This is a genomic window from Capnocytophaga sp. oral taxon 326 str. F0382, assembly GCF_000318295.1.
GTDB classification, from domain to species: domain Bacteria; phylum Bacteroidota; class Bacteroidia; order Flavobacteriales; family Flavobacteriaceae; genus Capnocytophaga; species Capnocytophaga periodontitidis.
This window is the reverse complement of sequence record NZ_KB291393.1, coordinates 40,597-67,227: the sequence shown is the minus strand read 5'-3', so window position 1 is coordinate 67,227 and position 26,631 is coordinate 40,597. Positions and strand designations below refer to the sequence as shown.

Annotated in this window: 23 protein-coding genes; 12 read left to right on the top strand and 11 right to left on the bottom strand. The window is 40.6% G+C overall.

Features of this window, described 5'->3' with window-relative positions; translation table 11 throughout:
* Positions 1-151 precede the first annotated feature (151 nt).
* Both HMPREF9073_RS04940 and HMPREF9073_RS04935 read right to left on the bottom strand, forming a co-directional pair.
* Positions 152-1,075 carry a hypothetical protein gene (locus HMPREF9073_RS04940; protein ID WP_009412901.1) on the bottom strand — a complete coding sequence of 308 codons (924 nt, stop codon included), beginning with the start codon at positions 1,073-1,075 and terminating at the stop codon, positions 152-154.
* 197 nt (positions 1,076-1,272) lie between these two features.
* Positions 1,273-6,750, bottom strand: a complete 5,478-nt coding sequence (locus HMPREF9073_RS04935; protein WP_009412900.1) for an alpha-2-macroglobulin — start codon at positions 6,748-6,750, stop codon at positions 1,273-1,275.
* A 168-nt stretch (positions 6,751-6,918) separates the two neighbouring features.
* Between HMPREF9073_RS04935 and HMPREF9073_RS04930 the strand changes: the two genes are divergently transcribed.
* Positions 6,919-7,908, top strand: a complete 990-nt coding sequence (locus HMPREF9073_RS04930) for a gliding motility protein GldB (RefSeq protein ID WP_034555424.1) — start codon at positions 6,919-6,921, stop codon at positions 7,906-7,908.
* Between the two features lie 62 nt (positions 7,909-7,970).
* Here the strand turns inward: HMPREF9073_RS04930 and dusB are convergent, their stop codons facing one another.
* A complete protein-coding gene (dusB, locus tag HMPREF9073_RS04925; protein ID WP_009412898.1) occupies positions 7,971-8,957 on the bottom strand; it encodes a tRNA dihydrouridine synthase DusB in 987 nt (328 codons plus the stop codon).
* A 196-nt stretch (positions 8,958-9,153) separates the two neighbouring features.
* Between dusB and HMPREF9073_RS04920 the strand changes: the two genes are divergently transcribed.
* The 7 genes from HMPREF9073_RS04920 to HMPREF9073_RS04885 all read left to right on the top strand — a co-directional run bounded on the left by HMPREF9073_RS04920 (position 9,154) and on the right by HMPREF9073_RS04885 (position 16,288).
* Positions 9,154-9,534, top strand: a complete 381-nt coding sequence (locus HMPREF9073_RS04920) for a TraR/DksA C4-type zinc finger protein (protein ID WP_002678619.1) — start codon at positions 9,154-9,156, stop codon at positions 9,532-9,534.
* A gap of 4 nt (positions 9,535-9,538) precedes the next feature.
* Positions 9,539-10,117, top strand: a complete 579-nt coding sequence (locus tag HMPREF9073_RS04915) for a Crp/Fnr family transcriptional regulator (RefSeq protein ID WP_009412897.1) — start codon at positions 9,539-9,541, stop codon at positions 10,115-10,117.
* Between the two features lie 12 nt (positions 10,118-10,129).
* Positions 10,130-10,750 carry a GNAT family N-acetyltransferase gene (locus HMPREF9073_RS04910; RefSeq protein ID WP_009412896.1) on the top strand — a complete coding sequence of 207 codons (621 nt, stop codon included), beginning with the start codon at positions 10,130-10,132 and terminating at the stop codon, positions 10,748-10,750.
* 164 nt (positions 10,751-10,914) lie between these two features.
* A complete protein-coding gene (locus HMPREF9073_RS04905; RefSeq protein ID WP_009412895.1) occupies positions 10,915-11,178 on the top strand; it encodes a hypothetical protein in 264 nt (87 codons plus the stop codon).
* A gap of 227 nt (positions 11,179-11,405) precedes the next feature.
* Complete coding sequence (gene ileS / locus HMPREF9073_RS04895) at positions 11,406-14,813, top strand: isoleucine--tRNA ligase (RefSeq protein WP_009412893.1); 3,408 nt, start codon at positions 11,406-11,408, stop codon at positions 14,811-14,813.
* Between the two features lie 90 nt (positions 14,814-14,903).
* On the top strand, positions 14,904-15,263 hold the full coding sequence (locus HMPREF9073_RS04890; RefSeq protein WP_009412892.1) for a hypothetical protein: 360 nt from the start codon (positions 14,904-14,906) through the stop codon (positions 15,261-15,263).
* A 41-nt stretch (positions 15,264-15,304) separates the two neighbouring features.
* Positions 15,305-16,288 (top strand): hypothetical protein, encoded by a 984-nt coding sequence (locus HMPREF9073_RS04885; RefSeq protein ID WP_009412891.1) that lies wholly within the window; start codon positions 15,305-15,307, stop codon positions 16,286-16,288.
* On the opposite strand, the gene HMPREF9073_RS04880 is transcribed toward HMPREF9073_RS04885, so the two are convergent.
* From HMPREF9073_RS04880 to HMPREF9073_RS04845, 8 genes are all read right to left on the bottom strand, one after another.
* On the bottom strand, positions 16,281-16,919 hold the full coding sequence (locus tag HMPREF9073_RS04880; RefSeq protein ID WP_009412890.1) for an ATP-binding cassette domain-containing protein: 639 nt from the start codon (positions 16,917-16,919) through the stop codon (positions 16,281-16,283). The genes HMPREF9073_RS04885 and HMPREF9073_RS04880 overlap by 8 nt on opposite strands.
* Entirely contained in the window at positions 16,879-17,805 is a 927-nt protein-coding gene (locus HMPREF9073_RS04875) for a hypothetical protein (RefSeq protein ID WP_034555406.1), read from the bottom strand. The genes HMPREF9073_RS04880 and HMPREF9073_RS04875 overlap by 41 nt, the downstream gene beginning before the upstream one ends.
* Before the next feature lie 3 nt (positions 17,806-17,808).
* Complete coding sequence (locus tag HMPREF9073_RS04870; RefSeq protein ID WP_009412888.1) at positions 17,809-19,104, bottom strand: murein hydrolase activator EnvC; 1,296 nt, start codon at positions 19,102-19,104, stop codon at positions 17,809-17,811.
* A 44-nt stretch (positions 19,105-19,148) separates the two neighbouring features.
* A complete protein-coding gene (locus HMPREF9073_RS04865; RefSeq protein WP_009412887.1) occupies positions 19,149-19,925 on the bottom strand; it encodes a DUF4292 domain-containing protein in 777 nt (258 codons plus the stop codon).
* Positions 19,922-20,557, bottom strand: a complete 636-nt coding sequence (locus HMPREF9073_RS04860) for a hypothetical protein (protein ID WP_034555421.1) — start codon at positions 20,555-20,557, stop codon at positions 19,922-19,924. Before HMPREF9073_RS04860 ends, HMPREF9073_RS04865 begins: the two co-directional genes overlap by 4 nt.
* 28 nt (positions 20,558-20,585) lie before the next feature.
* On the bottom strand, positions 20,586-21,023 hold the full coding sequence (gene dut, locus HMPREF9073_RS04855) for a dUTP diphosphatase (protein ID WP_009412885.1): 438 nt from the start codon (positions 21,021-21,023) through the stop codon (positions 20,586-20,588).
* Positions 21,023-22,126 (bottom strand): WG repeat-containing protein, encoded by a 1,104-nt coding sequence (locus HMPREF9073_RS04850; protein ID WP_009412884.1) that lies wholly within the window; start codon positions 22,124-22,126, stop codon positions 21,023-21,025. The genes dut and HMPREF9073_RS04850 overlap by 1 nt, the downstream gene beginning before the upstream one ends.
* A 92-nt stretch (positions 22,127-22,218) precedes the next feature.
* Entirely contained in the window at positions 22,219-22,941 is a 723-nt protein-coding gene (locus HMPREF9073_RS04845; RefSeq protein WP_009412883.1) for a metallophosphoesterase, read from the bottom strand.
* Between the two features lie 95 nt (positions 22,942-23,036).
* Here HMPREF9073_RS04845 and brnQ point away from each other — a divergent pair, with 95 nt between their 5' ends.
* From brnQ to HMPREF9073_RS04825, 4 genes are all read left to right on the top strand, one after another.
* Positions 23,037-24,344 carry a branched-chain amino acid transport system II carrier protein gene (brnQ, locus tag HMPREF9073_RS04840; RefSeq protein WP_009412882.1) on the top strand — a complete coding sequence of 436 codons (1,308 nt, stop codon included), beginning with the start codon at positions 23,037-23,039 and terminating at the stop codon, positions 24,342-24,344.
* 118 nt (positions 24,345-24,462) lie between these two features.
* The gene (locus HMPREF9073_RS04835) at positions 24,463-25,245 is read left to right on the top strand and encodes a hypothetical protein (protein WP_009412881.1); all 783 of its coding nucleotides are present in this window, start codon (positions 24,463-24,465) and stop codon (positions 25,243-25,245) included.
* 11 nt (positions 25,246-25,256) lie between these two features.
* Positions 25,257-25,940 (top strand): hypothetical protein, encoded by a 684-nt coding sequence (locus HMPREF9073_RS04830; protein WP_009412880.1) that lies wholly within the window; start codon positions 25,257-25,259, stop codon positions 25,938-25,940.
* 64 nt (positions 25,941-26,004) lie between these two features.
* Positions 26,005-26,601: a hypothetical protein gene (locus HMPREF9073_RS04825; RefSeq protein ID WP_009412879.1), complete on the top strand. Its 597-nt coding sequence runs from the start codon at positions 26,005-26,007 to the stop codon at positions 26,599-26,601.
* Positions 26,602-26,631: the final 30 nt, after the last annotated feature.

Below are 26,631 nucleotides of genomic sequence, written 5' to 3'. Positions count from 1 at the left end.
CTACATAACATACTCTAAAAGTAATTGATTATCAAGTTTATAGAATATTTCAAAGTTTCTTACCTGTGCGGCTCGCTCTTTTGGCAAAGTATAGGGATAAAAAAACTGCCCGCGGGGTGTGCGGGCAGTTTTGTATGGAGAGGAAAGGGGATTAATATTCGTATTCTTTAGTGCCTTGAAACTCTCTTGTGCCGTTTTCTACTTTATATTGCTTTACCACCGTTGGGTAGCCATCAGCATTATAAGTGTACTCAAAGGTGCTAAGAGTTTCGTCTTTTGTGCCATTATGCTCGTGAGTATTTTTATAGGTTAAGATATTATTCTTCCCACTATCAGGGTCAAGAAAACTTGTAGGGTCAGGCTCTACAAAATGAATCTTATAGTGTAATGGATTGCGCTTAGTATCATAAGTGTATTCATTTATAGAATTAGGATCTGATTCTACCACTTTCATTACATTTCCGTCAGAAAGAGTATAAGTTGTAGTATCAGTGCCATAAGAATAAGAAGTATTAGTCACTACTGCACCATTGAGGTCTTTTTCATATTGGGTTGTTACTACAATTACCGTATTGCCACTATAGGTAAATTGTTTTTCTCTATAATAAGTACCACTTTGGACATTTCCATTTACATAAATAGTAGTAGGGTGGCTTCGCAAAACACTTTTAAGTTGATTACCTATATAAGAATACTGATATGTGTAAGTACGGTAGTCACTTTCATACTTTTCTGTTTTAGTAGCTACCTTTCCATTTTCATACGTAAAGTTTTGCACATAGTTATCTCTTCTTGCATTTTCTACTTTTATCCGTTTAACAAAATTTCCTTCATAACTGATATTGGTAATAACAGTAGTACCTGTCTGCACACCATTCTCGTAATTAGCTTCAGAAAATGACACAGGACGTCCTCCCTCATAAGTAAGTGTTATTACCCCTTCGAGGTTTCCATCCTCGTCCTTAGTAGTAATTTTCTTAACCAGAAGGTTTGCTGAATCACTGCCATTGTCGTCGTTTTTGCAACATCCTATAAGTGTAGCCACTGCCAAAAGGCTGAATAAAATTTTCTTCATAATGCTATAAGTATTTAAATTTTGGGGCAAAGATAGTAAAAAATTACGAAGTCGTAGCACGACGGGCAATTAAAAAACTGTTCCAAAAATTCTATATTGTAGGGGCGTTTGCAAAACGCCCCTACAATGTAACTAAAAGTAATTGATTATCAGATTTATAGAATATGTCAAAGTTTTTTGCCTGAGCGGCTCGCTCCTTATTTTCTCATTACCTCTACCCATTTGCCATTGGTGCGGGTGTTGTAGCGGTTGCTGTACATCGCTTCGGCATAAGTGCCAGGCAGATAGTACTTGCCCGCATACGAGGCGTTGAGTTTGAGCTTGATATACTTGGTTTGCTTAGCTTTGAGTGACAGATAGAAATTCGCGCGGTCGTCGCGGAAATCAGCGTAGTCTATATTGCTATTGTTGCTGCCTTCATCGTAATCGGTAAAGCGGGTATTTACAATTTCCCAACCCGAAGGGATGATTTGAGTGAGCGCTACATTCTCTACCGCCTCACCAGTGAGGTTGGTAATCTCAATTGTGGCTACAAACTGAGTGCTTTGGCGCAAATTGGTCACATCAAGTGTGTGTCCGTTGCTATCGCGGTAAGTAGTGTTAATAGCCAATCCGTTTTGCATAGCCAACTCTTTGCCTACAGGTAGTATACCGCTGGTGATGAGGCGTACATAGAGGGTTTGGTTACCATTGTTCTTCACTTGTAGGGTCTCATTGCCTTTAGCAGCAAGGGTTTTCTGTAGCATAGGCTCGGTAGCTTTTAGATTTTCGGTTTTACCACTGAGGGTATAGCTGGCATTGATGCTTCTACCGCTCTTATTTTTCTGTATGTATTTGGCCATTGCGTAGAGGGCATAAGCAGTGGTTTGGGTGCTAAGCCAATCGTTAGTAGAGAGTTTTTCGGCTATCTCTAATGCCCATCGTCCTGCATCTTCTTTTCTGCCGATGAGCAAAGCGGTTTCCATTGCCATTGCCTTGTTGCGGAGTACAGAACCGTAATAACTATTGGCATCATCGTCGATAGCGGTGGTTTGGAACAATTTTTCGGCAGTTTGTTTTTGTCCGGCAAGGGCGTAGGCAGCTGCCAAAGTGCGTTTAGCATTAGGGGTGAGCTCGTTGAGTTCACGCAAGCGGTTCATAGCGCCTATGTTAGGATCTCCGGCGAGTGCCAAAGTATAGAGGCGATAGGCTTGGGCAAAATCGTTTTGGTATTTACCCTCATAACGCCATTGGCGCGCTTCACTATTCTGATAGTTGAGCCAGCTCTGTTTGCTACCCGATGGCAACACATAGCCTTTTTTCTCGGCTTCTACAAAAAACTGACCTATATACGAAGTTACCCAATCATCGGCGTAACGACCTCCTTTCCAATAGGTAAAGCCACCGTTAGAAAGTTGGTTCTCGTGCAATTTGCTGATGGCTGCACTCACATTGCGGTTCACCTCGTCGGCTTTTTCTTTAGAAAGGGTTACAAAATCACCTAAGAAAAGTTGAGGGAATGCCCCTGAAGTAACTTGTTCGCCACAGCCGTGTGGATAGGCAATAAGATAACCCAAACGCTGAGTGAGGTTTACCCCTGGGAAGCTGGAAACTTCCAACACTGTTTTGGCTTTTTCGCCAAAGAGGTTGATATTGAGAGAATGTGACTGTCCGCCTTGCAATACTGCATTTTGTACTACATAAGTAACAGGGTTAGGGTTGTACACATCCATTTCCACCTCATAAGTAGATTTTTCTTTACCTGAAGTAGCGGTGATTTTCACTTTGGCAATACCTGTTTGAGCAGTGGTTTCGAGTTCAAAATAAGCCATTTTCTCTCCAGTGCTATCAAAGTGTAGTTGCTGGTGGCGGTTGCTAGTAACTTTAAACAAACCATTGGTTTCTACCTGCAAGGCAACATCTTTCACTTGTTTTTCCATAGCAAAAACGGTTACCGGCAATACTATTTTCTCGTTAGGCACAGCTTTGCGCGGCAAGGAACCTAAAATTGATAGCGGACTTACCACAGGTATATCTTTTTTCTCGGCACTACCAAAAGCATTGGCGGCTACATTGCTGGCGACTACCATCACACGAGCAGAACCCATATAATTAGGAATTTTCACAGTATGAGCGTTGGTAGCTCCCTTCTTGAGTTCAAAAGGGCCGCGGAAAATAACAAAAGGTTTGAATCGGTTTGCTTTTTGAGCATCGGCGCCGCCTAAATCCTCGTCACCTCCTATGCTAAACGCCTGATTGATAGTTCCACCATAGGCGCCAATCACATCGTCGTACACGTCCCAAGTTTTTACTCCTAAAGCCGTTTTGCTAAAGAAAGTATTCCAAGGGTTTGGTGTTTTGAAGCGGGTGAGATTCAATAGTCCGTCCTCCACAATTGCCACGGTATAGGTCATTGGTTTACCCGATTTCTCACTTACCTTGATGCTTACTTTTTGGTTAGGTGTCAATCGGTCGGGCATTTGGATTACAGGGTTGAGCACTGTGTTTTTATCTACTACTTTCACGGGAACAACTCCGTACAAGCGAATAGGCGCATCGTTGAGCGTTTTGTTGTGCGGTTGCAAGAGGGTAACGTAGAAATACACATTAGGCGACATCTTATTGGTGATAGGCACCTCAAAAGTAGTCTCTTTGTTAGCAGTTTCTACCCAATAAGTTTCGAGTACATCGTTGCCATTTTCTACCGAAATAAGCGCACGCCCGCCTTTATCGGAGGGGAAAGTGATTTTGGCTTTTTCGCCTACATTGTATTCTTTTTTGTTAGTACCTAAGGCGAGCATCACCGCTTCACTACCTTCACTGCCACGTGATTTGCCAGTCCAGTCACCCCAATCAAAATAAACAGTAGTACCGCACTTATGACCGCTTTGGTTATCGCTGAGCATAATGAAATAGCGGCCCCAGTCGGCATCAGGGATATTGAGGGTAAATCGCCCTTTACCGTTGCTATCGGTGGTGAGATAGTCGGTTTTGTAAATAGCATTACTGCTGCTGCTGTTGTAGGTAGAGATGTTTTGGTTAGAAGCGTCCCACCACCAGTTCCAACCTACTTTATAAACAGTAACTGCTACGGTTCTGTTGCCCAGCGGCTGCCCGTTTTCACTGAGCACTACAGCATCGAAAGTATGGTTTTGCTGGGTGTTGTAGTAGTCGTATTTGTTAGTTTCGGGCAAACGCAAGCCCACATACTCACTATAAGGAGAGAAAGAGGCGGTACTCACATCGGTGCTGAAGTCACCACCGCTTTCGTTAGCTTGGGTGAGGAAGTTCACCTTTAGCATACCAGGAGCTTCTAAGTCGTTCGTTCTGAAGTAGAAATTCGCATTACCATTGCTATCGGTTTGTCCTTCGTACACGTTCATTTCTTCGCTCTCAAACTGGTAAGCACGGTTGTTGAACACGTATTTTTCATAGCCTTTAAAAGCGGTTTCTAAGGGGTAGAATTTTGCTTTTACATTTACCCCCGTATTGCCCGCAGGACTACCGTGTAACCACAATACTTGCAAGTGCACATTCTCTCCATTACCGCTGATGAGTTTTCCGCTGAGGCTATTCTCTATCTTTAGGCGGTTAGGTTTGATAGTTTCTATTTTGATGCGTTTGCTAAACTTGGCAGCTCCTGCCGAAATAGCAACACTCCAATTGCCTGTAGGAGCATCGGCATTGGTTTTCAATCCAAAAACATATTGATTGGTAGGGTTGCTGGTTTGCATACGTTCGGCAATCACCTTGCCATAAGGGTCGGTAAAGCGGAGTTTGATAGGTAATTTTTCAGGATTTTTTTGAGCAAAATCGTTTAAAATGAAACCGACATAAATGCTGTCACCAGGGCGCCACACGCCGCGCTCACTATAAATAAAGCCATTGAGTCCTTTCTGCAAGCGCATACCATCTACATCGTATTTGCTCACCGATTGGGGAGCGCCGTCGTCTAACTTCACATAAGTAGTAAACTTATCTTTTTTTACTTTAGCAAAATAAGCGCGGCTGCTGAGGTTTAAGCGCAACATTCCCTTGCTATCGGTTTTGCCTTCTTGTATTTTCTGTTGTTGGTAGCTAAACACCTCTACTACAGCTCCATCTACGGGTTTGGTAGTGAGCAAATCGTTTACTATAATGGTAAAACTATTGGTTTGACCTTTCTTCACTATTACCCCGAGATCGCTGGCGAGCACATTGGTGCCCACTGTTCTGCCGTAGTAATAATCGTCTTTGCAAGGGCTATCCTCATCTTCTTCCCAGTAGAATTCTTCGTCGTAATCGTAGTAATATTGAGCGTAGTTCACATCGTCGTCATTCAGGGGTTTTTCTTCAAATGAAAGGTCGAGGGGTTCTTCGTTTTTAGAGCCACAAGCGTAGAGTGAATAGTTTTTGGTCATCCCTAATTCCACGCGGTAAATAGCTCCTGGTTCGGGGGTGATTACCGATGCTAAATCTAAGGAATAGGTGTTCCACTCATTGAGCGGATAGAGCGCTCCATCATTCAATTTTAATACTTTACGTGCAATAGGCTTACCCACGCGCTGTATATAGGAGCCTCCGCCTAAATCGTTATCTTGCAAAAATTGAAAGATATTGTTCTCAAAAATGCGGTATACAGTAACATTCACCGCTCGCAAGTTGATAGTTTGGAAGTTAATTTTCAAATTTTGCGAGCTCGGCAGTATGGTGCCGCTTTTAAGGAAGCGAATATCGGGTTTTTGTTGTAAAAATTTGATATTAAAAGTCGCTTCTTTTTCCAAGCGATCGCCATAGATATTCTTGATGCCTTTGGAAATGTGCACCTTGTAATCACCTTCTTTTTGTTCCTCGCGGAATACTTTCACCACGTTACCATTTACACTGTATTTCAGTGCGGTATCGGTATTGCTAAGGCTGATGAGCCCTGTAAAATCTTGTTCTTTTTCTAATGGGTCGGAAAAGTTTACACTAAACGATTGGTTGGCGCCATCGGTGCGGGCGTTTAGCGCTTTGAATACTCCTTTTTGTGGAATAGTATAGGAGAATGGAATAAGGTTTTCCTGAGGAACATCCTTAGTATCCCATTTAATTTCAAGTGTTTGCTCTTTATCGATACGCGGGATACTATCAAAAATAATCACAAACTTGTTGTTAGTGCCTTGTGATTGAAATTTTACAGCTACTTTTTTGCCGTTGAGGTTGGCTTTGAGCACATCTTTTACGGTTTCGTAGGAAATTTGGTCGTTAGCTAAGAGCTCGGCGTTGAGGAAGTACAAATTTTTGTTGTAGGACTGCAAGTCGCCCGATTTAACTCTAAAAGCCTGTTCTAAAGTTTTTACAGTGAAGTTGAAGAGTTCGAGTTCTTTTTTAGGTACGCTGTAGAGCTTTTTTACGTTGAAAGAAATTTGATATTCAGTGTTTTGAGCTAAGGGTTTATTAGGCACAAAGGCGATTTGTGACGGACTTTGGCACACTACTTTTCCTTCTACTTTAGGAGAAATTTCAAACAGATGGAGGTCGTTTATCTTGTCCATCTTTTCTTGAGATAGCGGTTCATTCAGTAGTATTTTAATCCCTGAATGGGCAGAAATCACCCCTGAGGTATACCCCGAAATATAATCTTTAAAAGCCAGCGGATCGCTGTTGAAATTGGCGTTTTTCTTACAAGCAACTGCTAATAATAATGTTAAGAGTACAAAGCCTATTTTTTTCATAGTTCAATAACAATTGATTTTCAAGCGACAAAAATAGTAATAATTTTGTTAATTAACAAATTTGCCAATCTGCTAATTTGCTAATTTGCTAATTATTTGTACTTTTGCACTTCAAACTTTACCAAAGTTGAAAATGCAAATCTGATGATGATTAACAATACTAAGAAAATGACAAAAAAACTCCTCCTTTTCGCCTCTTTGCTGCTAATGGTAGCCTGTGGTGACAAAAAAGAAAAGGAAATTGCCGCTATACCAATGTCCTTTGAGATGGTGCGCTTGGATTCACTATTTGTAAAAACTCCTGATGCACAGTTCCCTGCCTTGCGCCATCAATATCCTTATTTTTTCACTCCCAGCATTAGCGATAGTGAATGGGTGGAAATCAAAAACAAACCCATTTTCCCCGATTTGCCAGAATTTGCAAATATCTATTATCACACCTTATATAGCGAAGTAGAAAAACAATTAGGTGATTTATCAACCGAAAAGAAAGAACTAAAAAGTTTGTTTCAACATATCAAGTACTATTTTCCTAAATTTCAAGCGCCTAAGGTCATCACCCTCCTCAGTAGAGTAGACTACGAGTCGCGTGTGATTTATGCCGATAGCCGCCTGCTTATAGGCAGTGATAACTACTTGGGCGCCAAACACCCATTTTACCAAGATATGCAACATTACATCTCTACCGAGCTCGACAAAAAATATTTAGCAGTGGATGTAGCCGATGCTTTTGCTGAAAAATTAGTGCCTCGTAGCGTACATCTTTCTTTTTTGGACAATATGATTTACGAAGGAAAAAAACTGTACTTGGAACAACAATTACTTCCTAAAAAATCTACTGCCGACTTGTTGCGATATACCGACCAGCAGTACGCGTGGGCTGAAGCTAATGAACCCGAGATATGGCGTTATTTTATAGAAAAAGAGCTCCTTTATCAAACTGATAAGAAGCTCCTTGCGCGTTTTCTCTACCCAGCGCCTTTCTCTAAATTCTATTTGGAATTAGATAATGAGTCACCAGGGCAAATAGCAAAATTTATGGGGTTACGTATCGTTCAGGCGTATGCCGAAAATCATAAAGAAGAACCATTAGTAAAGATTTTGGCAATGAACTCCGATGCCCTCTTTAAACAATCACAGTACAAGCCTAATAAGTAATGATGAGATTTTTGAATGGGCGTTTGCAGCACATACCCAGCTATCGCTGGCTTTCCTACAAATTATCTCTTATCTCCTAAGACCTCTAAGACATTATCTAAAGCCTTAACCACCTCTTCCGAAGTGTCTAAGGTTACTAACTTATGGCGGTGTTCCTTAAAATTAGGGATTCCTTTAAAATAATTAGCATAGTGGCGGCGCATTTCTACTACCCCTTGGCGTTCGCCTTTCCATTCTACCGACCATAACAAGTGGTTTTTAGCTGCTTCCACACGGTCGGCAATAGTAGGAGAGGGGAGAAGTTCGCCTGTGGCAAAATAGTGTTTGATTTCATTGAAAATCCACGGATAGCCAATAGCCGCGCGCCCTATCATAATGCCATCGATACTATACTTATTGCGGTATTCTAAAGCCTTTTCGGGGCTATCGATATCACCATTGCCAAAAATAGGAATGTGCATACGCGGGTTGTTCTTCACTTTGGCAATATAACTCCAGTCCGAGTGCCCTTTGTACATCTGGCTGCGGGTGCGTGCGTGAATAGTGAGCGCACTAATCCCCACATCTTGCAGTCGTTCAGCTACTTCCTCTATGTTGATACTCTGTTCGTCCCAGCCTAAGCGCGTTTTCACTGTTACCGGTAGGGAGGTACTGTTTACCACAGCTTTGGTAAGGCGTACCATTAGGTCGATATCCTTGAGTACTCCAGCGCCCGCTCCTTTACTCACCACTTTTTTCACTGGGCAACCAAAGTTGATATCCACCAAATCGGGGTTTACAGTAGCTACAATTTTAGCCGAGAGCGCCATAGCCTCCTCATCACCCCCAAAAATCTGTATTCCTACGGGGCGTTCATAGTCAAAAATATCTAATTTTTGTCGGCTTTTAATAGCATCGCGTATCAAACCTTCCGATGAGATGAACTCGCTGTAGAGCATATCAGCGCCGTGCATTTTGCACAGTCGGCGAAAAGGAGGGTCGCTCACATCTTCCATAGGAGCGAGCAGTAGTGGGAATTCTCCCAAGTCTATATTTCCTATTTTAGGCACGTTGTAATAAATTTATTTTCAAAGGCGCAAAGGTAGTGTGTAATTAGCAAATTAGCAAATTTGGGGATTAGCAAACAAAAAAATCTTTTAAAATTTTGCTACTTTAAAAAATAATTGTATTTTTACGCCCCAAATTTAGGAATTAGAAGGTAATATACTAACTCCTAACTCCTAAACCTCTAAACCCTATTACGTTATGGAAGAAAATATCAGAGTACGTTATTCCGATAAGGAATTGGAAGAATTTAAGGCACTTATAGAAGAAAAAATCAAAAAAGCTCAAGCTGATTTGGAACTTATCAAAAGCTCCTATATGAATAGTGCTACTAATGGTACCGACGACACTGCCCCTACTTTCAAAGCTTTTGAAGAGGGTTCTAAGGTAACCAGCAAAGAAGAAAACACTGCCTTGGCTATCCGTCAAGAGAAGTTTATTCGCGACCTTAAAAATGCGCTGATTCGCATTGAGAACAAAACTTATGGCATCTGCCGCGTAACAGGTAAACTCATCGATAAACGCAGGTTGATGGCAGTGCCTCACGCTACCCTTAGCATTGAGGCTAAAAATATGCAATAGCCTGATGACACTCACCGAGTATCTACACCAAGAAACTCAAATTCCCATCACAACCCTTACCTCCCTAACGGCTCACCTATTCGAGCGCAGGGAGGTAAAGAAGTATAACATTTTGCTCAAAGCGGGCACTACTTCAAAAGAGTTGTTCTATGTGGAAGAAGGCTTGTTGCGCTGTTTTTACTACAAGAAAAAGAAAGATATTACCCATAATTTTTTTCTCGAAAAGATGTTTTATTTTCCAGTGGAAAGCATCTATTTCAATCAATCTTCTCCTTTGTGTTTAGAAGCCTTAGAAGACAGTGTAGTGTGGGTAGCCAACTTTTCGGAAGTAGAACTCGTAGTAAATGAACATCAGGAACTTGAACGCCTGATGCGCCTGCTCTTGGTCTCAGCTATCAAATCACTCACCGAGCGGCTGTACCTCGTAAAGTTCCAAACCGCCCAAGAGCGTTACCAATGGCTGTTAAACAACTACCCCCAAATACTCCTCCGCGCTCCCTTAGGGCATATTGCCTCATTGTTAGGCATTACCCAGCAAACCCTCAGCGTTATCAGAGCAAACCTCCTAACCCCTGTTCCCTAACCCCTAAATCCTATGACCTACCGTCTTGCCTCTCCTGCCGATGCCCGTAAAGTAGCTACTGTGCTCACCGATGCTTTTGCTAATTACAATATGTATCGCGCGGTGCTCAGCTCTTTTTTTACTACCGATAGCAAGTATATCGACTATCTGAACAAATTGCATTATGTGCAAGTGATGAGCAATATCCGCAAGGGCTATTGCCTGATAGCCGAAGAAAATGGCGAAATTATAGCTGTTGCTGTGATGCAATCACTGCGCCACACCCGTATTACCCTTTGGGACTACCTGCGCTCAGGAGCTTTTGTGCTTTGGCGTTATGCCAAACCTACTCAATGTTTCTTGCCATTTTTAGACAAGAGCAGCGAGTACGCCAAAAAACAAACTTCTGAAAACAGATGGTATTTAGAGAGTTTTGTAGTGAGTCCCGTGTGGCAAGGCAAACACATAGGAGGTAAGTTTTTAGACGAAGCCGTTTTGCCTTTAGTAGCGCGTGAAGGAGGTAGCCAACTCAGTTTGGTTACCAATACCGAAACAAATGTATCTTTCTACCAAAAACACGGTTTTGAGCAAATTCACCAAACCAAAATAGGGGGCGTAGATGTTTGGACGATGCTGGCGGAAGTAAAGAGTTGATAGTGAATAGTAAAAAAATCGCATACTTTGCCAAAGTTTTTGCCCGCACGGCTTGTAGCTTTGGCAAAGTTTTTTTATGCTCTAAACCCTCAAATTTGCTAAATTCCTGATTATTTTCTACTTTTGCGCCAAACAAACGTCTAACGGCTAATAATTAACGAACTATGTCAGTAACAGTAACCATAGAGCAAACCAGTCCGCAAGCCAATGCTATTATAGAGATGTTGAGAGCTTTTGATTTTGTAACGTTCAAAGAACCCAAAAAAGCAAAAGTCTTGGCAACGCCTATCCAGTATCTAGCTTCAGATGAAATATTGGAGGAGGACGAGAATGGTATTCCTTTAGAGCACAAGGATTTTATTTTAGACCTCTCAAGGAAAATCAATAAGAAAATGACTGACCGAATGAGGAAACATTTTAATATTTAAAAAAGGAAGAATGGATACTGGAATGATGTTAAAGGAAATAAAACCTGAAAAATCGCATACTTTGCCAAAGTTTTTGCCCGCACGGCTTGTAGCTTTGGCAAAGTTTTTTTATGCTCTAAACCCTCAAATTTGCTAAATTCCTGATTATTTTCTACTTTTGCGCCAAACAAACGTCTAACAACCACTGCCCGTGTGGCTCACACCTAACGACTAAAAATAACCGATATATGAAATTCAACGAGTACAAACACTTAGACCTTACTAAGATAGCAGAAGAAATATTGGCTTTCTGGAAAGCCGCTAACATCTTTGAGAAGAGCATCGCCTCACGTGAGGGCGCTATTCCGTTCGTGTTTTTTGAAGGACCCCCATCCGCTAATGGAGTGCCTGGTATTCACCACGTGATGGCGCGCTCTATTAAGGATATTTTCTGCCGTTATAAAACTCAGAAAGGATTTCAAGTAAAACGCAAAGCAGGATGGGATACCCACGGCTTGCCTGTAGAATTGGGGGTAGAGAAAGAACTCGGCATTACCAAAGAAGATATAGGCAAAAAAATAAGCGTAGAGGACTATAACAAGGCTTGTAAGGAAGCCGTGATGCGCTATACCGATATCTGGAATGACCTTACCGAGAAAATAGGCTACTGGGTGGATATGGAAGACCCTTATATCACCTACAAACCTAAGTATATGGAAAGCGTGTGGTGGCTTTTGAAACAACTCTATAACAAGCAGTTGCTATACAAAGGATACACCATTCAGCCTTATTCGCCTAAGGCAGGTACTGGCTTGTCATCGCACGAGCTGAACCAACCTGGTTGCTATCGCGATGTGAGCGATACTACGGTTGTGGCGCAGTTCAAAGTAAAAGCATTAGCAGCAGCGGCAGCCAAACTATTGGGCAACCCTACAACTCCTATCCATATCCTCGCTTGGACAACTACCCCTTGGACATTGCCTTCTAACACTGCACTTGCCGTGGGCAAAGAGATTGAGTATGTACTCGTAAAAACATTCAATCAATATACTTTTGAGCCGATAACAATCATCATCGGCAAACCGCTTTTGACAAAACAATTCGGCAAGAAATTCGTAGAGGGCGATGCTACAGCCTTAGCGGCTTATACGCCTGAAAGCAAGACAATTCCTTATCAAATTATAGGGGAATGCAAAGGTGCTGACCTTGTGGGTACTGCTTACGAGCAACTCATTCCTTGGTGCACTCCTGCCGAAAACCCTACTGAGGCTTTCCGCGTGATTGCAGGTGACTTTGTTACGACCGATGACGGTACAGGTATCGTACATATCGCTCCTACCTTTGGTGCTGATGACGCCCGTGTAGCCAAAGAATACGGCGTACCACCAATGCTTGTAAAAGACGCTCACGGCAATTTGATTCCGTTAGTAGATTTACAAGGAAAATTTATCACAGGGCACAATATTCCTGAGGCTTTTGCCGGTAAATATATCAAAAATGAGTATTACGATGCAGGAGAAGCGCCTGAAAAATCGTGGGATGTGAGTTTGGCGATTCTCCTCAAAGAAGAAAACAAGGCTTTCAAAGTAGAAAAATACGTACACAGCTATCCACACTGCTGGCGTACTGATAAACCCGTGTTGTACTACCCGCTCGACTCGTGGTTTATAAAGGTTACTGACTTCAAAGACCGTATGTTTGAGCTCAATGAAACCATCAACTGGAAACCTAAGGCTACCGGTGAAGGGCGTTTTGGCAACTGGCTCAAAAATGCTAACGACTGGAACCTTTCGCGTTCGCGCTATTGGGGTATCCCGTTACCTATTTGGCGTACAGCCGATAAGCAAGAGGAAATCTGCATCGGTTCGGTAGAAGAACTAAAAGCCGAAATACAAAAAGCTATTGCAGCGGGCGTAATGACTGCCGACCCTTATAAAGATTTTGTAGTGGGCGACAACTCCGAAAGCAATTACGACAAGGTAGATTTACACAAAAATATCGTCGATAACATAGTACTCGTATCGCCATCAGGCAAGCCAATGCATCGCGAAACCGACCTTATCGACGTATGGTTCGACTCTGGGTCTATGCCGTATGCACAATGGCACTATCCTTTTGAAAACAAGGACTATATAGAAAACCATACCGCTTATCCAGCCGACTTTATCGCCGAAGGAGTAGACCAAACACGCGGTTGGTTCTATACGCTCCACGCGATTGCTACTTCGGTATTCAACAGTGTGGCATACAAAAACGTAGTGTCTAATGGTTTGGTACTCGACAAGAACGGACAAAAGATGTCCAAACGCTTGGGCAATGCGGTAGACCCATTCACTACCATAGCCGAGTATGGCGCTGATGCCACTCGCTGGTATATGATTTCCAACGCGAACCCTTGGGATAACCTCAAATTCGACTTGGAAGGGGTAGCCGAAGTGCGCCGTAAATTCTTCGGTACGCTCTACAACACTTATTCATTCTTTGCACTCTATGCCAATACCGACAGCTTCACTTATGCAGAAGCCGATATACCACTGGCTGAACGCCCAGAAATAGACCGCTGGATACTTTCGGAACTCAATACCCTTATCAAAGAAGTAGATGCCCTCTATGCTGATTATGAGCCTACCCGCGCTACGCGTGCTATCTCCGATTTTGTACAGGAGAACCTCAGCAACTGGTACGTACGCTTGTCACGTCGCCGTTTCTGGAAAGGAGAATATGAAACTGATAAGATAGCTGCTTACCAAACCCTTTACACTTGCCTCATAACCATCGCTAAACTGATGGCGCCTGTAGCACCTTTCTATGCCGATAGATTGTACAAAGACTTGGCGAGCGTTACTGGTAAAGAAAACAAAGAGAGTGTACACCTCACCGACTTCCCTGTAGCTAATGAAAGCTACATCGATAAGTCTCTTGAAAGCAAGATGCAGAAAGCGCAGACTATCTCGTCCTTAGTACTATCGTTGCGCAAGAAAGAAAGTATCAAGGTGCGTCAGCCATTGCAAAAGATAATGATACCGATAGCTAACGACACCGAGCGCGCTGAAATAGAAGCCGTAGCAAACCTCATCAAGCACGAGGTGAATGTGAAGGAAATAGAACTCTTGGAAGATGCCTCAGGTATATTGGTAAAACAAATCAAACCGAACTTCAAGACCTTAGGGCCTAAATTCGGTAAGGATATGAAAGCCATTGCCACAGCGGTACAAGAGTTTGGACAAGCGGAAATAGCTCAGTTTGAAAAAGCACAAACGTACAGCTTGCAACTGCCCGACAAAACGGTTACTTTGAGTTTGGAAGATGTAGAAATCAGCACCCAAGATATAGAAGGCTGGTTGGTTGCCACCGCTGGTAGCTTGTTGGTAGCCTTGGATATTCACATCACCCCCGAACTGCGCCAAGAAGGTATCGCTCGTGAGTTGGTGAACCGCATTCAGAATATCCGTAAGGACAATGATTACGACATTACCGACCGCATACAAATACGCCTCCAAGCGCAGCCCGCTTTGCAAGCAGCCGTTACTGCCAACGAAGCCTATATCAAGAACGAAACCCTTACCGACAGCATCACTTTTGTAGAGAGTCTGCCAGAGGGTGAAGAAATAGCCTTCGACGAAGTAACAACAAGAATAGTAGTTACAAAATCGTAAGCTAATGATACACTTTGCCAAAGGTGTGAGCCGCACCTTTGGCAAAGTTTTTTTTATTAGAGAGAAAGGAAATGATATAAGATAGTACTTATGTTTTTAAAATGCGATGATAAAAAAATTGAATTACATCCTACTGTGTGGGAATATCTATATCCCTATCTTTTAAGATTTTCGATAAAACACAATATTGACTGGACTATCTGGAAAGCAAAAGATGTAGTGTATATACCAGAAGATAAGAGAGAAGAGTTAATATTTATGTTAGAATATATTTTTGAAGAACTTATGGCAGAGTGTTATAAAGAACCTACACAAAGACAAAGAACAAAACATTCTACAAGGTTTGAAAATGTGGTTTTTAAAGATAAAAAATATATCTTAAACTATGTAACAGATATTATTGGAATCATTGGTTATTGGCTTATATATATGATAAATGCTTTGTCTTAGAATTTAAATACTACAAAACATAATTTTTAAAACTTAATGTAATGAAAATAAAATCTTTTTTCTGTGTTTTACTATTAATTGTGAGTGTGTATACTTATGCGCAAGGTGAAGTTGCTGGTAATGATTGGAGTAAAATGGGGCTGAGAGGCAAGGTAAAATTGGTGAAAACTTCTATTTATTTCGCTGAGGAAAAAGGCAATGATTTTGCCAAAGGGTCTACTCTCTCTCAAGGCATTTACCCTGTTAAAAAAATTAAACAGTACAGCGAAATGGAACGAATGGGGGTAAAAGCTTTCTTCATACAGTTTTTAGTAAACATTATCCCTTCGGCTATTACCTTTGATAAAAATGGTTTTATAACTGAAAAATGGCGCTATGATGATATATTTCCTAAAAAAATAGTATATACTTACGACAAAAAGCATCGTCTTATTGATAAATCGACGTTTGTAGATGAGGTTTTAGAAACGAAAGACACTGCTATCTATAACATCAAAGGACAATTGGAGAAAGAAATACTTGACCTAAAAACAAAAGATGAAACTATCTACATTTATACTTATAATGTTGATGGAGAGCTTATTCAAAGGAATTTTAAAAAAACTGAAGATCTCCCTTTGTTTAAAGAAATATACATTTATAACAATAAAAGACTTGTAAATAAGGAAGTTTACCAATTCGACCGACTTATATGGCGAGGACTTTATGAATATGGAGCAGAAGGAGAGCTTATTAAAGCCATTTCGCAGAAAATAGACGACTTTATATGGCACTCTAAATATACTTATGGTCAGAATAACCAGCTGAAAGAGGAATATCTTTTGATAAATGAGAGTGAAAATAATGGATTTTTAAACAAATTCGGTTCAGATAGGCGTTTGACGTATCATTTGACGTTTTCTACCGATTATCTTTGTGAGTACAAATATACGGATGACAAGCAGGGTAATTGGGTGAGAATGATTACATACGAACAAGGCGTACCTATGCTTTATGTAGAGCGAAAAATAGAGTACTTTAAGTAAAACACATTAACATAAGAATTTCTTCTATGGCATTGAGTTCTGAGGGCAAAAAGGTTTGTATACTCTTGTCGTGAATTAAGTATATCTTTTCACAAGTTTGCAAGGTTTCTAAAATATGAGAAGCAATCAATACGATGTGATTAGCAGCCAACTTGTTTAACAACTGTTTGATATGCAATGCCGAAGTAATGTCCAAACCGTTGAAAGGCTCATCAAAAATATAGAGGGTGTAGGGCTTTTGTAATACAGCATTACAATATACTTTCTTCCGCATTCCTGTAGAAAGCTCTCGAATGAGAAGTGTTTTATCTACTTCAAAAGGCATAGCCTCTTCTGGTTTTATTCCTAATAACAAACGAAAAAACGTATAAAACTCGGCTACTGTAAGGTGTTCGTACAAATAAGGTTCAGTAGGTAAAAAAACAATATCTTCTGGCATTAATCCCCTTTCGCAATAACGTACTTTTCCTTTAAAAGGGGTTAAACCTGATAAACATTTAAAGAAAGTTGTTTTTCCAGCACCATTTTTCCCCACTACTCCATAGAGTCCGTTCTTTGGAATAGAAACTTGTATGTTTTCGAGTATTTTTCTATCGGAATAGTGTTTTTCTTGAATGAGAATCTCCAGCATATTGTAGTTTTTTAATCTTTTGTATAGCCAAATAATAAAAATAAGGAATCGCAATAAGCGGAATGATATAAATTGCCCCTGCACTAATAGCCGCTAATGCAAAGAATTGCCATAAAGGGTTTTCCCAAAAAGCGTATTTAGTAATTACCCCCAAAATAGGAAAAGCGACAAACAAAGGTAGAATTGCTATATTCTGCGTTCCAAAGCCTATAAAATAAGTGATGATCAAGGGGGCAAAGAGTATCATTGTATTCAATAGTCCTGCTTTGAGTTGTTCGCGCAAGTATATTTCTCCTTTGTGATTTGCTACTGCTATATGCGGGCTAAATTCCCTTTCAAAATAGGGGACACAAGCGGTAAAAGCCATTGCTCCTAAAGCAAAAAGTGCTACGTTAGGATTCTCGTATATACGTCCTATTATCACAAGAGCTATAGTGAGAGGTAAGGCAATGATGAGTTTATACTTGCGGAAGGCGATATGCCAAGAGGGATCAGTAAGTGAGAAAGGGTATTTGAGAGTGAAGTTTTTTTTGGGTAAGTAACTTATAAATACAAAGAATAATAGAATTCCAATAGCTGTTGAGAAATCATTCTTTAACAACATAAGAATGAAAAAAGGCAGACTTTCGATTACATATTCCGCAATGAGAATTGCTCTATAATGCGAGTGTGCTTTTAGCAGCGATATATCTTTGCGAGTGTTGTGATAAGCAAAAGTACTCAAGGGCAAGCTCCAAAGGGCGTAGTGCCAAGTTTCATAATGCTGGTATAAGCCTAATAAGGCATAACATAACACACCCAATAGCAATCCCATAGTGAGCAAATCGTCTTTGGGGAAGAGTTTGCGATAGTAGATATAAGCGAGGTAGAGAGCGAGGCGCAACATTCCTTACATTTTATGTATCCAAAATTCGGGGTTGAGTCGTGTGGTGTTTTTGTATAAAAAGAACTTCATTTCGGTTTTGCCATTGCTATCGGTGAAGATTTTACCTAACGCTTCTTTAGCTTTTACCTTATCTCCTTTCTTCACATATACATCGGTAAGATTGTAATAAATAGTAATGTAATTCCCGTGGCGCACTTGCACTACTTTGTTGCTACCGGGGATAGATTGTATCGCCGATACCTCACCTTCAAACACACAACGGGCTTCAGCACCTTTTTCGGTGGCGATGGTTACCCCATTGTTATAGTGTTGTAATTCAGGGTATACGGGGTCGTAGTACACGCCGAAGCCTTGTGATTTATACCCTTTGACTACAGGCCATATCAAGTTGCCTTTGTTGGCTTCAAAACTATCGGCGACACGGCGCGACTCGGGGGTGAGGACAAAAGATACCTCGGCATCAGAAGCTGATGGAGGGGTAGAGGTGGTCATTCCGCCTTGTGAGGTTTGTGTTTTAGGAGCATTACCCTTGGCGCGGTTCAGGGCTGCCAAACGCTCTTTTTCACGTTTGTTAGCCTCGATAATTGCTAAGCGGATGAGGCGTTGTATTTCGCGGTCGATGGCGTTGGCTTGTTTTTGTTTTTCGCGTATTTGAGCTTCGTAACTGCGTTCTACCGTACGGATATTAGCCGCGAGGGTTTCTAATTCCTTTTTCTCAGTCTGCAAGGTAGCTTGTTCTTGGCGTTGTTCTTCAAGCACTTGGTTTTTGGTATTCCGTTGAGCTATGAGGGTATCGTTGAGGCTTTTAATCTTATTGGTTTTTGTTTGGATGAGGGTAACTTGTTCTTTGCGGTAGTTCACGTACTGTTTCATATAAGCCAAACGTTTGTAGGCTTGAGAAAAACTTTCGGATGAGAGCAAGAAGAGCAATCGGTTTTGAGCGGATTTACTTTTGTACGACTGTTTGATAATTTTGGCGTATTCGCTTTTGTGGTATTCTAATTCTTTTTTGAGGGTGCGCATTTGCTCCTCGTTATCGGCGATTGCTTTAGAAAGCAGATTTGCCTGCTGCTGATTGATTTGTATCAGGCGGGTGCGCGCTAATATTTTCTCGTTAGCGACTTCTATTTGTTGCACGGTAGTTTTGTGTTGCTGACTTTGTTGTTGGCGCAATGCCGACATCTCCTTGATTTGTTCAAGCAGTGCCTTTTTGCGTTGTTCTAATTCTTTTTGCTTGGTTTGTGCTGTGAGGAGCAGTGGGAAGCAAAGCAAAAAGAGTGTTGTTTTTAGTATATTCATAATGTGATGTAATTCACAAGACTGTTACAGACTTTGACAAAGTATCAATTTTTAATGGTTATTTCTTTCATTCCTGAAGGGATTTTAAAGGGGAATGAGAGATTTTTATCGAGGTCTAAACCTTTGAATTCTAAAGAGATTTGGGTGTTGCTATCGCCTTCGCTGGCAACTATTTTGATAGTGTGAGGCAAGAGGAGTTTGTCTACTTGTTGATAAGTGTAAGTAGCAGTAGCTTTTTGTTTGCCACCTAAATGATTCACTTCGGTAACACCTACGCGGTAGTTATCGGGCAAAAAACGGTAAATCGCTTCTATGGGTGATTCGCCAGTGACTTCGATGTTATACATATTGTTGTCCTCATTGAGGAGCTTGATAGTGCCTTCGCCTTTAAAGCTGAGACTGTAAAGCGCATTGCCTAACAGAAGATTTTGCAATTCGGTAAAGCCTACCTCTACCCCTAATAACTTACTGATATAGCTAAAGTCACCGCTGAAGTACGAGCTGTCTAAACGGTTGTAATATTCGGCTTTTTCGGGGGTGATGAGTGCTTTGGCAATGCCTAAAGGAGCAGAAATCCATATTGTTTTATCTTTTTCCATACGGAAAGAAAGAGGCAGGCTTTGTTCGTTTTTACCGTCGTTATAGGTTACCTGCAAACTCCCGCTCAAGGTATTGAAAGAGGGGAATGATTTTAGGTGGTGGTTGATAATTTCTTTGGATTGTTTATCAACGCTAACTTTTCCTGCGGGAGTTACCAAATTTTGTTTGGTTTTACAACTCACCAATAAGATAGTTGTAAGGATTAAGATGATTTTTTTCATAATATTTTGTCGATTTGCCAAAATGAGGGTTCTATATAGAAAACGGTATCTATAAAGAAAAGTGAGCCGTTACGAGTGAGGACGTTTTCGTCGTGAAGGTCTTCTAATATGATACCTAATTCGGGATTGCGATAGTCGTTATTTCGGATATTTATAAAACCATTCAGTTTCATAAAAGTTTTCACTTCTTCTAATGAAGTAGGGGTGTCTTCTTTGATAAAATCTTGTTTTACCACTGCATAAAGTGTGCCGTTATCTTTGTGAAAACCTTTTAATTCATAAGCTGTATCAGGGAAAAAATAGTTGTTCAGCAATAAATTATTGAAATAATCTATCCACGAGGTGTAGTAAATAGCATCGTTGAGTTTTAGTACTTCTTTTTCATTGTTCAAATACACTTTTTGCTCAGCACCTTCCGATACAAATAGTGATAAATCAACAGAATACCAAAGGTGTTGTGTTTCTATCCATTTGATAAGGCGCGCTGTTTCTTCATTTTTGAAGTGCTTCGCTCCCTCACTCGGCGAGCTTGAGCTCTTGCTTCTTCTAAGGTAACGGGTGGCTGCTTGGATAGTATCTCCATAGCTAACTTTGCCCGTTCCGCAAATGATAGTTTGTAACTCATATTTCAATTTGTTAATTTCCAACTCTGCTAATATGCTAATTTCCTCCCGTGCTTCCAAAGCCTCCGGTTCCTCTTTTGGTATCGGAAAGTTCGGTAACTGTTTGGAAAGAGGCTTTTGCGTATGCAGCAAATACCATTTGGGCGATGCGGTCGCCGTGGGTAATGGTAAAGGGTTCGTTAGAGAGGTTTACGATAGGCACTTTCACTTCGCCGCGGTAGTCGCAATCAATGGTGCCAGGGCTGTTGATCACAGTGATGCCGTGCTTGATAGCCATTCCGCTACGAGGGCGCACTTGAGCTTCATAACCTTCGGGGATTTCCAAGAATAAGCCAGTAGGCACAAGGGTGCGTTCTAAGGGTTGCAGGGTGATATTGCTATCAGGGAGATTGGCGCGGAGGTCTACCCCTGCAGCTCCTTCGGTTTGATAGGAAGGAAGCTCGTTATTAGATAAGTTTTTAATTTTTACAATCATTATTTTTTAGTTGTTATATCGTTTACGAACTCGGCAAATTGCGAAAGAGGTGCTTTTTTACCGTTTTCAAAGAGTATAAAAGGTTCTTCACCTATAAAGCCGAGGGTCATTCCTTTTTCCTGAAAACTTTCGACATCGTCGAACTGAGGAGAGAATACTTCTTCTCCTTTTGCATTTACAAAGCCCCAAAGGTCGTCTTTACATACGGCAGCCATTTCGTTGCAAAATTCGCTGACTTCATCGTATTGCAGAGGTACGATTTCTTCGCCTTTGGTATTGATAAAGCCCCATTTCTCAGCAATCATCACGGCAGCAAATTCGCCATTATCGTCAAATTCGGCAGCTTCGTCGTATTTTAATTCGCAAATAAGTTCACCTCGTTTATTTACAAAGCCCCATTTGTCGTTTTTCAGTACAGGGGTAAATCCGTTGTTAAAACCGATAATTTCGTCGTATTGAAAAGGGATAATCACCTCGTCGTTTGGGTTGATAATACCCCAATAATTGTTATGAATCACTTTGGCTACACCATCGAAAAAGCCCTCAGTTCCCTCGTATTTATAAGGGATTACGAGTTCGTTTTTCTTGTTGATGAACCCCCAAAGGTTGTTTTTCTTCACAGGGGCGAGGCCTTCGCTAAAGGAATCGGCTTCGTCGTAAGTAAAAGGGATGACTTCTTTGCCTTTGGTGTTGATAAAGCCAGCTTTACCATTGATTTTTACGGCAGCCATACGGGCTGAAAATCGGTCGGCATCGTCGTAAATCACGGGGATTGTGAGTTCGCCTTTGGTATTTACGAAGCCAAATTTTCCGTTTTTCTTCACTTTGATAAGCCCTTCAGAAAAAGTAAAAACTTGGTCGTAGTACACAGGAACAATTTCTTTGCCAGCAGTGTTGAGCACGCCCCAAAGATTGCCTATTTTCACGGCAGCTGTTCCGTTGATAAAAGGGAAGGTACCATCGTATTTAAACGGGCATATTTCTTTGCCATTTTGGTTTACGAACCCCCATTTGCCATTGCGTTTAGCAGCAGCGAGGTTGTCACTGGTTAGGATTTGAGATTCTTCATAGTTTTTTCGCCACAATTCTTGCGGTATTTCCATTCGTTTTCGTTTTTCTTTATTATTGGGGGCAAAGGTACGAATAATTTGTCAATTAGCAAATTAGCAAATTAGTAAATTGGTGGTGGAAAATGTTACATATTGCGACCTTGTTCATCGGGGTAGAGGGTGTATACGGGGTCGCTTTGCCAATAGTCGCGGGTGTCGATATCCATAATAGTGATGCGCCCTTTGAAGGCAGCGCCCGTATCGACATTGGTTACTCCGTTGAAAGAAAGTGGTTTATCGGTACCTAATCGGGTGGTGGGGGTATGCCCGATGTATATTTCGGTATAGAGTTTTAGTCGGTTAGGGAAATGTGGGTCGGTAGGGGAGAGGTTACAACTTTGTGCGACTTCCCAGAGGGTTCTATCCCAATAGAACATTTGTTCAAAATGTTCGTGGGCAATGCCGCGCAGGTTCGTAAAACCGGCGTGGAGGAAGAGTCGATTTTTGCTGTCTAAGTAGTGATTTTCAAGCTCGGTTAAGAAGTTGAGGTGAGCGTTGCGGCGTTCGTGAGAGACATTGCGGTAGGCTTTTTCGGTAGCTTTGCCGCCGTGTAAGCGCCAAAGGGTATCCATAGGTTTACCTAAGAGGAAATCGTAGCATAAGGCATCGTGGTTACCGCGCAAAAAGAGGCAGCGGTGTGTTTGGCGATAGCCGATGAGAAAATCCAATAGTTCAGGGGTTTCGCTCCAGCCATCGGCGTAATCGCCGAGGAAGATAAGGAAGTCGTCGTGCTGAATATCAGCGCGTTGCAAAACTTGAATAAGGGCACGAGGTGCGCCGTGGATATCGCCAATAACAAGAGTTCTCATTGTAATAAAAGGGTATTGATGAGGCAAAAGTAGCAAAAATATTTGGATTTTAGAGATAAAATGTTTTTATTTGCGGACTAAAAACTATATAAGCGATGGAATTAGGTAACAAACACAAATGGAGTACCGTTACGACGGTAGGTTTTGCGCTTTTTGCGATGTTCTTTGGAGCGGGCAACTTGATATTACCCCCTTTTATAGGATTAGAGGTAGGCAATGAGTGGCTGTGGGCACTTTTAGGCTTTTTTATCACGGCTATTATCGCCCCATTTTTAGGCGTGCTGATGGTAGCCAAAGCAGGTACAAACTTCACTCATTTAGGCAATCGCATTCACCCAAAACTCATCAAATGGCTTACGCTGTTTGTGATATTGTGTATTGGTCCGCTGATTGCCATTCCGCGTACGGGTTCTACTACTTTTGAGGTAGGGATAGCCCCTTTGTTACCCGATTTGCCTAAAATTGCATTTTTAGCTGTGTTTTTTGGGGTGGTTTTAGTGCTTTCTATCTCTAAATCGAAGATTGTGGATATTATAGGGAAGTTTCTGACGCCTTTTTTACTGATAGTCTTGGTATTACTCATCGCTTTGGGCATTCTATTTCCCTTGCACCACACGCTTCCATCGGATTTTGTTGCCAAAGATAGTTTTGTTTTTGGCTTTACTGAAGGTTACCAAACGATGGATGTACTTGCCTCGGTGATTTTTGCGGGGATTATCATTTCGGCAGTCAGTGAAAAAGGCTATCGTTCACCCGAAAAGCGTTCGCATATCACATTGCTCTCGGGCAGTATCTCCACAATATGTTTACTGTTTATCTACGGCGGACTTATCTATTTGGGAGCAACTTCGGGCTATCTTACTGATAATGAAGTTTCGCGCACCGACTTGCTATTGTATATTTCTCACTCGGTATTAGGGCGCTGGGGAGCGATGGCAGTTGCTCTGGCGATGGGTTTGGCTTGTCTCACAACGGCTATAGCGCTCACCTCGTCGGTAGGGAGTTTTTTTGAGGAGCTCACCAAAGGTCGCTTGCCGTACAAAGCAGGGGTAATACTCTGCACGCTTGTTTCTATAGTGCTTTCTATCAACAAAGTAGATAGCATTATACAATATGCAGCTTATATATTACTATTTTTATATCCTATTGTATTCACAATCATTTTGGACGTGTTGCTCTTTGGCAATACTGTAAAATCGCGTACGCCCTACCTCGTGAGCATTGCTGTTACTGCAGTGTTATCGTTTATTGACAGTTGTAAAACTTGGGGCGTATCATCATTAGAGCAGGTGTATGCACTCAAGGCGTATCTTCCGTTAGATAGCTATTCGTTAGGATGGTTGTTGCCCTCACTATTGGCATTTTTAGGAGCAGCGGTGCTACAAGGAAGAGGTAAGAGATAAGAGGTAAGAAGGGGATAATTTGATTATTTATTGTATCTTTGTCCAAAGTTCTTGAATACTCTCAAACACAAAATTATTAATTTTCGGGAACTTTTACTTTAGTTTAAACGGCTTCCATATGAAAAGAATTTTATTTTCATTCATTATTTTATCAACGATAGGGTGTAGATTGACTAAAACTGATGATATAAATACGCTATCTTATAAAAACACCCTAAAAGACACTCTTATATTTGAAAAATTTGACTTTGAGTTACACAAGAACAACTATAAAGGATATGATATAGAGGATGAAATATCTCTAAATGGTTATTACAAACTTCTTGAAGGTGGAAGCTTTACGGCGGGAAATGGGCTTGAAGAAATATATTATATAGTGATTCCTCCATCGCCCGCTTTCTATACTATACAGTATGACTATTACAAAAAAGGCAATTTAAAAAGTAAGGGGAAATTTGCAGGACTTGATTCAGGTCTTGCCATAGGTTCTTGGGAATATTATGATGAATCAGGCAAACTCATCAAAGAAGTGAATGAAGATGCTAAGTTTAAGTTTTGGACTTTTGCTAAGATATTAGAAATATTACATAATGAAAGGGTTATCAATCTAAGAACGGGAAAGAATAGAGACCCCGAGAAATTTAGAGTGTATTTTGATGAAGCAGAAGAATTATTACATTGTGAGATATTCAAAAAACAGCTTAGTGATAAAGTAGAAACTTATTGGGAATATATTTTTGACTGTAAAACAGGAAAATATACAAGGTGTGAATATGAGAGATACACAAAAAAGATGAATGAAATCCCTAATCTTCCTATCTTGAAAAAAAGTAAAGAGTATCAGGAGCAACTAAAAGAGACTCCTTATAAAACCTTCCAAGGCAAAACCTACAAATTTTAAACTAAGTACTTATGAATCGTTTAGATTTTATCAAGAAAATAGGATTGGCAACAGTGGGGTTGCCACTGCTTTCCTCTTTTGGGCTACCAGAGGCGTATCTCTCTGTAGAGGATCAAGTGGAAAGAGAAAAGTTAGATTTGAACCTATACAAAGAGATGGAAGGGAAAAATTATATCATCAAACCTAATGGGAATATAATCTATTCTTTAGGTCCCGATTTTTATTATGAGTATACCTCTAAATATCCTTATTATCAAATAGTAAGGACTTTTTACCCCGATAACCTGCTTAAAGACAAATCCTATTGTTTAGATTTGGTAAATTTCGGGAAAACACTTCATTATGATGAGAAAGGTAAGTTGGCTGTCATTGATGAAGATAAAAAATTTGGAAAAATAAAAATTGACTTCATTTTGAAGTTTATGGAAAAAAAAGGACTCATAAACTTGAAAACGGGGAAAGGTGGCTTTAATTTTAAGAGCGGAAATATAAGTTATAGATTAACTTTTGGAGATTTAGGTATAAAAGGAGGACGAAAGTATTGGGTTGTTACGAATCCTTCAAGTGTTTTTATTAAAGATAGCCATTCTCGTTTTCCTTATAAAGATCAGAATTGGTATATAGAGGGAGAAACAGGACAGGTCTATACGGAAGAAGAGTTTGAAAAACGTGATAAATCTGTAAACCTAAAATAAAAAATGAAAACATTTTACCTATACATAGTATTGCTACTTAGTTTGGGCTGTAAGGCTCAAGAGTTTGATTTGCGCGGTATGGAAACGCTTTGATGAAAAGGTTTTTAAGGATTGGGAAGTGGACACTTCTAAATTAGTTTTCCCTGGCACTACTTATTTGAAGAAAGGCAATGATAGAGTTGAGATAAGTATAGGCGAGAAGTTCAAACAAATAAAACTAACAAACATCATAGATCCCTATATGTATGTTTATAGGTATTATCCTAAGACTAATATACTAATGCAAGAAACCAAATTTTTCTATAGTGTACTTATAGGGAAAACTTATACTTATAATGAAAAAGGGAAACTTATCAAAGAAGAAAATTGGGATGCCCCTTATAAAGTATCTGTTGAGGAGCTTATAGCAATTTGCAAACAGAAATTGAATTTAGATTTAATGGATATCTCTTTAGATTTAACAATTCATAGATATGATAAAGAAAATCCCATTTATATTATTAGAATTCCTGATCCTGATACAATGACAGGTATAGAAGCCAAATATATTACCATAAGTGCTGACAATGGTGAAATTCTTTTAGAAAAAGAAATACATTCAAAAGAGGAATTTAAAAAATCTATAGAAGAGATATACAATCCTTCTTTAAATAAAAAATGAAAACATTCTATCTATATACATTATTGCTAC